This is a genomic window from Flavobacterium sp. SM15 (assembly GCF_022012335.1).
Lineage (GTDB): Bacteria > Bacteroidota > Bacteroidia > Flavobacteriales > Flavobacteriaceae > Flavobacterium.
Genome location: NZ_JAKLTO010000003.1, coordinates 98,330 through 110,858, shown reverse-complemented (window position 1 = coordinate 110,858; position 12,529 = coordinate 98,330). Strand labels below are relative to the sequence as shown.

Here is a 12,529-nt window from a genome sequence, read left to right as displayed (position 1 = left end):
TTATTTTGTGTTGGACAATAAAAATCCCAGACCTTAAAGATTGGTCCGGGATCATTTTGTATTTATCTTCTTCCGCCACCACCGGAACGGCCACCGCCTCCGCCGCCACCGTAGCTACCGCCACCAAAATTACCTCCAGAAGATCTTGGGGTTGAATAGTTGTTGTTTGATCTTGGCTCACTGTAACTTCTTGGAGTGCTATTGTTTCTAGGTTCGCTGTAGTTTCTAGGGGTTGAACTTCTAGGGTCGCTGTAACTTCTTGTGTTGGAGGATCTGGTGTCCCCAGATTGTGTGTTATTACTTGGGTTGTTTCTTGTGTTGGAAAACGTCGGTCTTGTTCTAATGTTACCATTATTATTGTCTCTAATTCCGGAGTTACTTCTTGTGTTAGAGTAAGTGTTTCTTGGTCCTATGCTTGAATTGGAATAGTTGCCTCTTGGGTTTCTGTAGTCATTACCTTGATAGCCTCTGCCTCTTGTTCCGCCATTATATACAACATTTCTGTATCCTCCATAGTAGCCGTTTCCATAATAACCGTATGGATAGTTATAACCATAACCGTAGTAGTAAGGGCTATACCAAGAGTTCCATCCCCAACCGTAATAAGGTGAACCCCATCCCCAGCCAACATTCCAGTAGCTTCCGTAGTAGGAGTTCCATCCCCAGCTCCAACGTGGTGAATACCAGGAATTCCAGTACCATCCGCTGTTCCATCCCCAATAATCATTGTTGTAATAATTAATGGTTACATTTTTAGAGTTGTCTCCCCAACCGGCATAATTCTGATTGTCGTTTCTGTTTAAAGTATCGTTCGATTGGGAGCTGTAACCTTCCACATCGGTAAAAACTTCATTGTTTTGGGAGTAATTGTCTTTGTTTGAAGCAAAGTATTCTTTGTATTTATTGCCCTGAGCAACGTTTTCTTCGCTGTATCGGTTTTCTGTGTTGTTGTTTGGTCTTGAAGAACCGTACACTCCGTCATTGTCGTAGTACGACGAATTCTGGTACGAACCACAGGAAGAAGCCAAAAGTCCTACTAGTCCAATTAGAGTATAAATGGATAAATTTCGGCCGGTTAAGTAATTAGTTTTCATATCGACTGGTTTTTTTATTGTTGGACATAACAAAAATAGTTAGTTTTGTCGAACTATTCTATCAAAGATAAGTTAAACAATATTTATGCCAAAGTATTAAAAATGAGTAAGAACTTAACAAAAAGATCAGAAGATTATTCCAAATGGTATAATGAACTGGTTGTAAAAGCAGATTTAGCGGAAAATTCAGGAGTAAGAGGATGTATGGTAATCAAACCCTACGGCTATGCTATCTGGGAAAAAATGCAGAAAGAATTAGACCGAATGTTCAAAGAAACCGGTCATAGCAATGCGTATTTCCCGCTGTTTGTGCCCAAAAGCATGTTTGAGGCCGAGGAGAAAAATGCCGAAGGATTTGCCAAAGAATGTGCCATTGTTACTCATTACCGTTTGAAAACCGATGAGGAAAACAAAGGCAAGCTTATCGTTGATCCGAATGCGAAGTTAGAAGAAGAATTAATTGTGCGTCCAACCAGTGAGGCGATTATTTGGTCTACTTATAAAGGTTGGGTGCAATCCTATAGAGATTTACCATTATTGATTAACCAGTGGGCGAATGTAGTGCGTTGGGAAATGCGTACCCGTTTGTTTTTACGTACGGCAGAGTTTTTATGGCAGGAAGGACACACGGCTCATGCTACTAAAAATGAGGCTATTGAGGAATCAGTACAAATGATGAATGTTTATGCCGATTTCGTGGAAAACTTCATGGCGATTCCTGTTGTTAAAGGAGTAAAGACTGAAACCGAGCGTTTTGCCGGAGCGGAAGAAACCTATTGTATTGAAGCTTTAATGCAAGACGGGAAAGCGCTTCAGGCAGGGACTTCACATTTCTTGGGTCAAAACTTCGCCAAAGCATTTGATGTAAAATTTGCCAATAAAGAAGGGAAGCAGGAGCACGTTTGGGGAACTTCTTGGGGAGTTTCTACGCGTTTGATGGGAGCTTTGGTGATGACGCATTCCGATGATAATGGTTTGGTGTTGCCTCCAAATTTAGCGCCAATTCAAGTGGTAATTGTGCCAATTCATAGAACAGATGAACAATTGGAAGTGATTTCAGCTCAAGTAAATGATTTGATGAAAGACTTACGTAAAGTAGGTGTTTCTGTTAAATATGACAATAGAGACACACAAAAACCAGGATTTAAGTTTGCGGAATGGGAATTAAAAGGTGTTCCGGTTCGTTTGGCTATTGGTCCTAATGATTTGGAGAATGGAACGTATGAGGTTGCCCGTCGCGATACTTTAACGAAAGAAACTGTTTCAAAAGACGGAATTGTGGCATACCTGCAAGGTTTGTTGGAGCAAATTCAAAATGATTTGTTTGGTAAAGCATTGGATTACAGAAACTCTCATATTACTGAGGTGAATTCTTTTGAAGAATTCAAGGAGTTGTTAGAGACTAAAGGAGGTTTCTTATCGGCTCATTGGGACGGTACTCCGGAGACTGAAGAAAAGATAAAAGAACTTACAAAAGCAACCATTCGTTGTATTGCTTTAGATCGAAAAGAAGAGGCGGGAAGCTGTGTGTTTACAGGTAAACCATCCTCAGGAAGAGTGCTTTTTGCTAAGGCATATTAAAAAAATAGATTTTTTTTTATTTAAGTGTTGCAGGAATAGAAATTAGTTGTATTTTTGCAACCGCAATAAAGAAAAAAGAAGGCCCGTTCGTCTATCGGTTAGGACGCCAGGTTTTCATCCTGGTAAGAGGGGTTCGATTCCCCTACGGGCTACAACTTTTTTCTTTATTGTTTTTACTGGCCCGTTCGTCTATCGGTTAGGACGCCAGGTTTTCATCCTGGTAAGAGGGGTTCGATTCCCCTACGGGCTACTTTTATTGAAATTTGGGTTACAAAATTTGGCCCGTTCGTCTATCGGTTAGGACGCCAGGTTTTCATCCTGGTAAGAGGGGTTCGATTCCCCTACGGGCTACAAAATTAGTTGTAAATAAGTTTTATGAAATAATGATTGGTGTCTCGGTCATTGTTTTATTAGTTAAAACCAAAGTGATTGTTTTAAATAATTGTGGGAGGTTTTTCTTTTTTAACTAGTAATTTAAAATAATTATTACAATTAAAAATTTAAAAGAAAATGGCAAATCATAAGTCAGCTTTAAAAAGAATTAGAAGCAACGAGAAAAAAAGAGTATTAAACAGATACCAACACAAAACTACACGTAACGCTATCAAAGCAATCCGTTTAGCGACTGACAAATCTGAGGCAGCTGCAAAATTATCTTCAGTTATCTCTATGATTGACAAATTAGCGAAGAAAAACATCATCCACGCTAACAAAGCTTCAAACTTGAAATCTAAATTAACTAGACACGTAGCTTCTTTATAGTAGTACGTTTCCTGTAAAATATTAAAGCTCTCATTTTGAGGGCTTTTTTTGTATTAGTAAATGATTAAATTTTTGCTAACTACTTCATAATTAGTCTTTTTAATCCAAAAAATAGTTGTACTTTTGCACCTTCAAAATTAGTATATGACTTCAATTAGAAACATCGCGATTATTGCCCACGTAGACCACGGTAAAACAACCTTGGTAGACAAAATCATGTATCATTGCCAATTGTTCCGTGACAACGAGAACACCGGTGATTTAATATTAGACAACAACGATCTTGAGAGAGAACGTGGAATTACTATCGTTTCCAAGAACGTTTCCGTAACGTACAAAGGAACTAAAATTAATATTATCGATACTCCGGGTCACGCCGATTTCGGTGGAGAAGTAGAGCGTGTTTTAAACATGGCCGACGGTGTTTTATTGTTAGTAGATGCTTTTGAAGGTCCGATGCCACAAACCCGTTTCGTATTGCAGAAAGCTATCGATTTAGGATTAAAACCTTGTGTGGTTGTAAATAAAGTGGACAAAGAAAACTGTACTCCTGAAGAAGTTCACGAAAAAGTATTCGACTTAATGTTCGAATTAGGCGCTGAAGAATGGCAATTGGATTTCCCAACGGTTTACGGTTCGGCTAAAAACAACTGGATGTCTACGGATTTCAGAAATCAAACGGAAAACATTGAGCCGCTTTTAGATATGGTATTGGAGCACATTCCTGCACCGAAAGTATCGGAAGGAACACCTCAGATGTTGATCACTTCTTTGGATTTCTCTTCGTTTACCGGTCGTATCGCAATCGGTCGTTTACAAAGAGGAGAATTAAAAGAAGGTCAGAACATTTCGTTAGTAAAACGCGATGGTAAAATCATCAAATCTAAAATTAAAGAATTACACACTTTTGACGGTTTAGGTCGTAAAAAAGTAGAAAGTGTAATGGCTGGAGATATTTGTGCTATTGTTGGATTGGAAGGGTTTGAAATCGGTGATACTGTTGCAGATTTCGAAAACCCGGAAGCATTAGCGTCTATCGCTATTGACGAGCCAACAATGAGTATGTTGTTCACTATTAACGATTCGCCTTTCTTTGGAAAAGAAGGTAAATTCGTTACATCGCGTCACGTAAAAGATCGTTTAACTAAAGAGTTAGAGAAAAACTTAGCACTTCGTGTTAATGAAACAGATTCTGCTGATAAATTTATGGTATTCGGACGTGGAGTACTTCACTTATCGGTTTTAATCGAAACAATGCGTCGTGAAGGATACGAGTTACAGATTGGTCAGCCACAGGTAATCATCAAAGAAATTGATGGTGTGAAATGTGAGCCAATTGAGGAATTAACAATCGATTTACCAGAAAATGTTTCCGGTAGAGCAGTAGAATTCGTAACCGTTCGTAAAGGTGAAATGTTAAGTATGGAACCAAGAGGTGAGCGTATGATCATCAAATTCAACATTCCTTCAAGAGGGATTATCGGTTTGAGAAATCAGTTATTAACTGCTACGGCGGGTGAGGCTATTATGGCACACCGTTTCTTGGAATACCAACCGTACAAAGGAGAAATTGCTGGTCGTATCAACGGTTCGTTAATTTCTATGGAAAACGGAAAAGCAATTCCTTACTCAATCAATAAATTACAGGACAGAGGTAAGTTCTTCGTAGATCCGAATGAAGATGTTTATGAAGGTCAGGTTGTGGGTGAGAACTCTCGTGGTGATGATATGGTAATCAACATTACTAAAACCAAGCAGTTAACCAACTTCCGTTCTGCAGGAGCTGATGATAAAACCAGAATTATTCCGGCGATCAAATTCTCTTTAGAGGAAGCGTTAGAGTACATCCAAAAAGATGAGTACGTTGAAGTTACTCCAAAATCGTTACGTTTGCGTAAAATCTACTTGAACGAGAACGATAGAAAGCGTTACAAAATTGATTAATTTCAATTGTTTATAAATAAAAAACCACTCAAATTGAGTGGTTTTTTTTATTTATTTGTTATTCTTGGTTGCAGATTAACGCTTTAATGAAAAATGACCTCTAAGGGTTGTTTTGTTCTCCAATTCTAAAACAAACCAATAATCGGTTGCGGGTTGAGTAATGCCTTCAAAAGTTCCATCCCAATATCCTTCCGTCCCAATTTCTTTTAAAAGTTTTCCAAAGCGATCATAAACAAACAATTTTGCATTAGGATAATTGATCTTAAGATTTTCGATTTTCCAATAATCATTATGCCCATCAGCATTGGGTGTAAAAAATTTCGGATAATCTAAAATATAAACATCTTTTGGGGTAATACGACATTTGTATATATCACGCACATAAACCGTATATTTTCCAGGTGTTAGGTTTGTGAAATAGTTGCTTGTCTGATAATTGATGTTGTCCAGTGAATATTCGTAGGTGTCAGTGCCTTGCGGATAAACAGTTATTGAATTCTGATTTCCCTGAAAACTCGTTTCAATTGTGTTGATTGTAACAGGACTTCCTGAACTGATCACAGTATATTTTTTTACTGCTTTACAGCCTTTATTGTTGGTAACGGTAACAAGATAAGTTCCCACTTGTGAAACGGTTATTGTTTGCGAATTTTGAACAGGAGTAGTATTCCAAGTATATGAAGTAAAACTGCTGCCCGGATTTAAAACCACTAAGCTTCCGTCACAGAAAAATGCAGCTTCATCATTGAAGTTGCTAGGGGTAAAAGTATTTATGATTAACGTAATTGGAATGATATTATAACAATTGGATCCATTTACAATTCGTGCATAAATAATTTGCTGAAAGGCAGTTGTATTGGGATAGGCTAAGGGTAGTGGATTATTTAAATTTTCAGCATCTTGTGCGCTTAAGAAATACTGCACGGTCGAAGTATTTGGAAGTGAAGGGTTAGCGGTAAGAATCCTTTGGTTTACCAGCGTTAAATCTAAAGTGGTAATTCCATTCTGATTGGTATCTGTATCACAATTTTCAACAGGAGCAATCGGATTTAATAACGCACTTGTTCCAATTTGTAAAGTGATTGTAGCGTAACGAATGCAGTTGTATTGATTTTTTATTTTAGCAATGACAGTTGTCTGGGAAGGAGTGTTTTGATACGCCTGAGGATTTGGAATAGGATTTAACCCATTTTCCGCATCAGTCTGATTCAAATAGTAACCTAAAACACTTAAGCTGGTATCTCCACCCGTTACTGCATTAGTTGCATAGCTAAGGTTGTACGTTACAAGTCCGTTACCATCGTAATCACATTGATATAAATTTGTGTTAGAAACAGTAATGGTTGAATATTCTACAGTGATTTCCCCAATGCTACTACAGGCTGAGTTTAAAGTGACTTCTACTTTGTAATCTCCAGGACTGCTAACAGTATAAGTTGGATTTGTCTCACCGGGTAAAATCCCATTGTTTTTATACCATTGATACGTTACGGTACCGGATTGTGTGGCATCCAAAATTAAAGTTTCTCCGGGGCAAAGCGGATTTCCTGTAACTAAAAGACGACTTGGGCCAAAATCCGGACCAACACCAAAACTACCTCCTTTTAAAAAAATAGCTGAGTCATATTCATAATCCTGATGGTCTGCAATGACAAGTTTAATATGATATAGATCTCCTTGATCTACATCGGTTTCAGCAGTTAAAACTTTGGTTTGTCCGTTAAAACTAATAGGGTAATTGTAAGGGTTATACGATCCGAAAAATTCTTCGTTGATAGCCGGACAACCATCAGATCCGGATACAACAGGATGTACAGAAGTAACCCGAACCGGATCTGTTGTTCCGGGAATTACCGCTAAGTTTTCATAGGGATCTGTACTACCCACTTTTTTAATAAGAAAGGCAAACCCATCAGAATAATTACATTGGAGTGTATTAGTGTATTCTTCCGAAGCAAAAATATAATCAAAGCTGATGCGGTTACTTTGTGGAATAAAGTCAAATTCCAAAACGGTATTATTATAGGTGTCACTAATTCCTAATGCTTCTTCCAAATCGGAATCTCCTGACCAGCTCATGTCTCCATCGGTCTTAATCATCGATACGTTAGGGCCAATAGCAGAACGGGATTTTCCTGTCGATAGAATAATTCCATTGGTAAAAGGGAAATTAGGAGAAGAGTTGGTGAAATAAGCATAGCTTTTTGAATTATCGCTGAAAAAACCTCCACTTACCGAAAAATTTGAAACGGGAATGCAGGGGCTGTTCAATAAACCATTAACTACTAACTGTTGAGCAGTATAGGTTTCGTCAACCTGAATGTATTGTGCTTTTGTTATGGCCGCTGAAATTAATGTAATAAAAAGGTACAGCTTAAGTTTCATGGCATTATAAATTTTTACTATTATCGTTTTAATGAAAAATGCCCTTTTGAGCTTCTTCCGTCTTCTAATTGGATTACATACCAATAATCTGTGGCAGGCAGTAATTCTCCTCCAAAGGTGCCATCCCATCCATCACTGCTTCCGGTCATTTGTTTTATTAATTTTCCAAAACGATTGTAAATATAAATAATACTGTTGGAAAAATAACCGTTGTCCATACCTGTAATTTTCCAAGTGTCATTGTAGCCATCTCCATTAGGTGTAAAGAAAGCAGGTGCTCCCAAAACAGTAAATTCTTTTCGGGTTGTTCCGCAGCCATCTTTATCTTTTACATAAGCATATTGGATTCCCGGGAAAAGATGTTCAAAGTGGTTACTTTCCTGAAAAAATCCGTTAAGATCTTCGATGCTGTACAAATAATCACTTTCATCGCCTTGAACAAAAATAGTAATCGCATTATTATCGGTAAATAAAACAACATCAATAGCTTCAATTACTGCTAAGTCGGACTCTTTTACGATAATAGTTCTGGTTTTTGAGCAATTCTGACTGTTTGAAACTTTAACGGTATAGGTTCCAGCTGCATACGCATCAATTGTTGGTGTGGTTTCTCCGTTTGGAGTCCATAAATAGGTGAACTGATTTGGATTTTGAGTACCAATTCCTGCGTCAAGAGTAACCGGTTCATTTGGTTTGTTTAAGCAGAAAACTGCATTGTCATTTTTGATGATATTTGGTAACGGATTAATTTTTAGATCAATAATGTTTATTCCAATGCAGTTGTTTGCATTTTCAATTCGTGCATAAATTCTTTGAAATGCTGGTGTGGTATTGGTGTAATTTCCTGGTAAAGGATTGGTTTCTAGTAAAGCATCGTTGGCTGATGGATAGTAAACCACAGTATTTCCTGAAATTTCAAATCCGGCATCCGACAACACAAACTGAGTTAAACCATCTTCAGTTGCATCATCACATTTTTCCAAAGTAACGGTAACGGTCGGGTTTACACTAACATTTAAAGTCAAAGTTGTGATGCTAAAACATTGAGTAGTATTATCAATTACCCTAGCATATAGTGTTTGTGGATTTTGAGTATTTGCAAAACTGTTAGACAATGCACCGGTATCGGTTTGAGCATCAGAAGCTGTTAAGTAGAATTTAGTAGAATAATCCGGATTGCTTGCTGTTAACAAATCGTTGGCTTGTGCTAAATTAAAAGTTGTTAAACCATCCGGACTAAGCTGAAAATCACACTGGGTCAATTGAGATGGAATTTTAGCCGGTAAGCGGTTTACTATCAAGTCAAAAGGTTTGTATACAAAACATCCCGAATTATCTGCAATTTTAGCCCAAACCGTAGTGGTAGTAAAAGCAGTTGTATTGGTATAACTGTTTGGTAAAACTACTGTACTGTTAGTATTAGGATAATAGCTTACTGTAATATTTGGATCACCTCCATTAAGCAAAGCTGTATTCTGAGTTAAATTAAAAGTCACAAAGCCGTCATTATCCAAATCACATTCTTCGAGATCATTTGGGGTATTTGTGTTGAAAGGCGTGACATCAAGAATAACTTCGGAAGTGGCGAAACAGCCCGTTAAATCATTAGTAAGACGAATATAAACAGTTTGCGGATTGCTTGTATTTGTAAAATTACTAGGATCAAGAATTTGACCGGAATTGGTAATGGCTCCGTCTATTGTAGTATGGAATGTTGTGGTAATATCCGATTGCAAACCTATTGCAGTTGCACTTAAACCAGATAAATTAAAAACTGTGGAATCATCTTGAAGGTTATCGGAATCACATTTACTTAGTGAAAAAGTTGAGCCACCAACAGGATTGTTTACAGTGGGAGGGATGCTAAAAGTTGCTGTTCCAGTCCATTGTAAAGAAAAGTTACTGTTTCCTATAGGGCGGTCAATTACAATGAAATAACTTTCACCGGCTTCTACATCCAACCATGCAACAAAACTATTTCCATCTGCTCCTGGTCCTTCACTTGTGTCGAATTCATTCTGGCTTAAACCAGTTAAATTATTTCCCTGACTTGCTGCCTGCGGATTAGTTGTAGAGCATCGAATGGCATGTCCTATATTTCCACAAGTTGGATTGGGGCCATAGATAAAAAAATCATAATCTTCATTGATATTACTGTTCTCCGGAGTTAAGGTAAAGCCTAAAGTTCCTCCGCCAGCTATGGTTACTTTCAGCCAAAGACTGTTGTTTTCTTCACTATTGCAATCATTTGTACCGGTTAGTTCCTGAACTCCAGCTCCAGTAGCTGATAGGTTATCAAAATTGCTGTTACCACAAACAATAATTGCATCGGAACAATCCTTTTGAGCGAATCCTAATTGAAAAAAAAATAACAGTATAAGGTAAAATTGTGGTGGTTTTACGAAAAACATGATATCGAACTTTTTTTGTAGCGAGTAACAAATGTAGTTGAAAGAATTATCGCAACAAAGCAAAATGGCCTTTAATTATTTGTCCGTTTTCAAGGGTCAACACAAACCAATAGTCGTCTGCCGGTAATTGATTGTTCAGGTATAGACCATTCCATCCATAGGTATCGGTTGCAGTCATTTGTTTGAGCAATTTTCCATAACGATCAAAAATGCGAACTTGTGAATTAGGGTATTCTGATTCTAGATTTTTGATGAACCAAGTGTCGTTATAACTGTCGTTGTTTGGAGTAAAAAAATGTGGATAATCCAGAATGTAAACTGTTTGATTGTCATCGCCGCACAAATTCTTAACATAAACGTTGTATTCTCCCGGGTTCAGAGGGGTAAAGACATTACTGTTTTGAAAAATAATGTTGTCTAAAGAATACTGATAATTCCCTAAAGGAAAAACATGAACCGTTATTGAATTATTCTGTCCCATAAAACTTTGAGTTTCAATACTTGTAATTGTTGGCGGTAGGGAAGTTTCAATGGTGAATTTTTTAGTTGCCTGGCAGCCAAGTGAATTGGTAACAGTCACAGTATAAGTCCCGGAAGTGCTAACTGTAATTGTCTGTGAATTTTGAGTTGGGGTAGTATTCCACAAGTAGGATGTAAAACCACTTCCTGCATCAAGTACTACAGGATTGCCATCACATATCGGAACAATTTCATCGTGAAAGTTAACCGGGTTGAAAGAATGAACAATAAGGGTAACAGCAACAATACTGTAACATTCTCCTACGTTACTTATTCGGGCATAAATAACTTGCTGGTCTGGAACCGTATTGGTAAACGGAACTGAAATCGGATTATTTTGTAAAACTGCATTTTGAGCAGAAGTAAAAAACACTACACTTAATCCTACGGGCTGCCCTGTTAAAAGTTGATTTGTAATTGATGTGAAATTTGCCGTGGTGAATTCGGTACTTCCGTTTTGAACGGTATCTGAATCACATTTTTCAAATCGTACTGGAGCAATGCTATGGTTTGGAATCTGTAAGGTAACAGTTGCATAAGCTAAACAATTGTACTGATTTTTTACCTTAACAATGATTGATTCATTTGGGGTAGTATTTTGGTAATTCTGAAAATTGCCAATTGAATTGATCTGATTTTGAGCATCTAGCAAAGTATGGTAGTATCCTTGAATGGTAACACCGGGTGTTCCTCCGGTAATTGCCTGTTGAGCGTTAGTCAAATTATAAGTGGTGATTCCATCGGAATTGTCATCACATTGAGTCAGCTGGGTATTATTTGCCGTTAGAGGAGCATATTCAAGGGTAATTTCCCCTGTTGTAGTACAAGTTCCGTTGATGGTTACTTCAACTTTATAGGTTCCGGATTGAGAGACTGAATACGTAGGATTGGTTGCTCCACTTATTGCAACATTATTTCGATACCATTTATAAGAAGTAGCTCCGGTGAGGGTTCCGTTTAGAACTAAATTTTCCGAAGGACAAAGAGGATTTCCACCGCTCAATGTTCGGTCTGCCCCCAAATCAGGGCCAATATTAAAACTACCTGCTTTTAAAAAAATGGCAGAATCATATCTGAAATTCCCTTCATCGGCAATCACCAATTTAATATGATAAGTTTCACCCGGTTCTACAGTGGATTGTGCTGTCAATACAACGGTTTGGCCATTAAAGTTGGTAGGATGGTTACTGGAATTATAGCTCCCGAAATAGGCTTCATTTTGAGCCGCACAGCCTCCCGGAACCTGCGGGTGCACTGAGGTAACCTTAACCGGAATGTTTGTGCCGGGAATTACTGCCAGATTCTGATACGAAGAGGTTCCTACTTTTTTCAGTAAAAAGGCAAATCCATCAGAATAGGTACATTGTGCATTATCGTGATACTCTTCAGAAGCAAAAATATAATCAAAACTGATTTTATCCGAAAGCGGAACGAAATCAAACTCTAAAATGGTTCGGTTAGTGGTGTTGGAAACTCCTAAAGCCTGATTCAAATCGGAATCGCCACCCCAGCCCATACCTCCGCCGTCATCTGAAATGTAAGAGTTAGGTCCTTGAGCGGATAAAGCTTTTCCAGTGGATAGAATGATTCCTTCCGCAAAAGGAAAACTTGGGGAAGTATTTGAAAAATAGGCATAGCTTTTAGAGCCATCGCTAAAATTTCCTCCCGAAACCGAAAAACTCGATGCTTGTGCACAACCACTGTTAATAAGTACATTTTCAACAAGTTGCTGAGCCGTATAATTTTGATCTATTTGTATAACCTGAGCCCGTGTTATTGTGGATAGTAACACTAAAACTAAGAGCCCGAAACCTTTTTTGTATTCACGCATAG

Annotated in this window: 7 protein-coding genes and 3 tRNA genes; 6 read left to right on the top strand and 4 right to left on the bottom strand. The window is 37.9% G+C overall.

Annotated elements, in window-relative coordinates:
- Positions 1–62: 62 nt before the first annotated feature.
- On the bottom strand, positions 63–1,094 hold the full coding sequence (locus tag LZZ90_RS06110) for a hypothetical protein (protein ID WP_237789807.1): 1,032 nt from the start codon (positions 1,092–1,094) through the stop codon (positions 63–65).
- Between the two features lie 102 nt (positions 1,095–1,196).
- Here LZZ90_RS06110 and proS point away from each other — a divergent pair, with 102 nt between their 5' ends.
- The 6 genes from proS (at position 1,197) to typA (ending at position 5,381) form a co-directional block, all read left to right on the top strand.
- Positions 1,197–2,675 carry a proline--tRNA ligase gene (gene proS, locus LZZ90_RS06105; RefSeq protein WP_237789806.1) on the top strand — a complete coding sequence of 493 codons (1,479 nt, stop codon included), beginning with the start codon at positions 1,197–1,199 and terminating at the stop codon, positions 2,673–2,675.
- A gap of 80 nt (positions 2,676–2,755) precedes the next feature.
- A tRNA-Glu gene (locus LZZ90_RS06100) sits at positions 2,756–2,827 on the top strand.
- Positions 2,828–2,853: 26 nt separating this feature from the next.
- Positions 2,854–2,925 (top strand) — tRNA-Glu (locus LZZ90_RS06095).
- 29 nt (positions 2,926–2,954) lie between these two features.
- Positions 2,955–3,026, top strand: a tRNA-Glu gene (locus tag LZZ90_RS06090).
- Between the two features lie 159 nt (positions 3,027–3,185).
- Positions 3,186–3,437, top strand: coding sequence for a 30S ribosomal protein S20 (gene rpsT / locus LZZ90_RS06085; protein WP_237789805.1), 252 nt, complete (start codon positions 3,186–3,188; stop codon positions 3,435–3,437).
- Between the two features lie 144 nt (positions 3,438–3,581).
- Positions 3,582–5,381, top strand: a complete 1,800-nt coding sequence (gene typA / locus LZZ90_RS06080) for a translational GTPase TypA (RefSeq protein ID WP_237789804.1) — start codon at positions 3,582–3,584, stop codon at positions 5,379–5,381.
- A gap of 75 nt (positions 5,382–5,456) precedes the next feature.
- Here typA and LZZ90_RS06075 read toward each other — a convergent pair whose 3' ends face one another.
- Genes LZZ90_RS06075 through LZZ90_RS06065 form a run of 3 tightly spaced genes read right to left on the bottom strand, consistent with a single transcriptional unit; the run spans position 5,457 to position 12,527 of the window.
- Complete coding sequence (locus LZZ90_RS06075; RefSeq protein WP_237789803.1) at positions 5,457–7,766, bottom strand: choice-of-anchor L domain-containing protein; 2,310 nt, start codon at positions 7,764–7,766, stop codon at positions 5,457–5,459.
- A 20-nt stretch (positions 7,767–7,786) separates the two neighbouring features.
- Entirely contained in the window at positions 7,787–10,177 is a 2,391-nt protein-coding gene (locus tag LZZ90_RS06070; RefSeq protein ID WP_237789802.1) for a T9SS type B sorting domain-containing protein, read from the bottom strand.
- Between the two features lie 46 nt (positions 10,178–10,223).
- Positions 10,224–12,527, bottom strand: coding sequence for a T9SS type B sorting domain-containing protein (locus tag LZZ90_RS06065; RefSeq protein WP_237789801.1), 2,304 nt, complete (start codon positions 12,525–12,527; stop codon positions 10,224–10,226).
- Between the last annotated feature and the right edge of the window lie 2 nt (positions 12,528–12,529).

What these genes read in the sequence shown, in the direction of transcription:
- LZZ90_RS06110 (WP_237789807.1), bottom strand. Translation starts at nt 1,094, where the DNA reads ATGAAAACTAATTACTTAACCGGCCGAAATTTATCCATTTATACTCTA.
- proS (WP_237789806.1), top strand. Translation starts at nt 1,197, where the DNA reads ATGAGTAAGAACTTAACAAAAAGATCAGAAGATTATTCCAAATGGTAT.
- rpsT (WP_237789805.1), top strand. Translation starts at nt 3,186, where the DNA reads ATGGCAAATCATAAGTCAGCTTTAAAAAGAATTAGAAGCAACGAGAAA.
- typA (WP_237789804.1), top strand. Translation starts at nt 3,582, where the DNA reads ATGACTTCAATTAGAAACATCGCGATTATTGCCCACGTAGACCACGGT.
- LZZ90_RS06075 (WP_237789803.1), bottom strand. Translation starts at nt 7,766, where the DNA reads ATGAAACTTAAGCTGTACCTTTTTATTACATTAATTTCAGCGGCCATA.
- LZZ90_RS06070 (WP_237789802.1), bottom strand. Translation starts at nt 10,177, where the DNA reads ATGTTTTTCGTAAAACCACCACAATTTTACCTTATACTGTTATTTTTT.
- LZZ90_RS06065 (WP_237789801.1), bottom strand. Translation starts at nt 12,527, where the DNA reads ATGCGTGAATACAAAAAAGGTTTCGGGCTCTTAGTTTTAGTGTTACTA.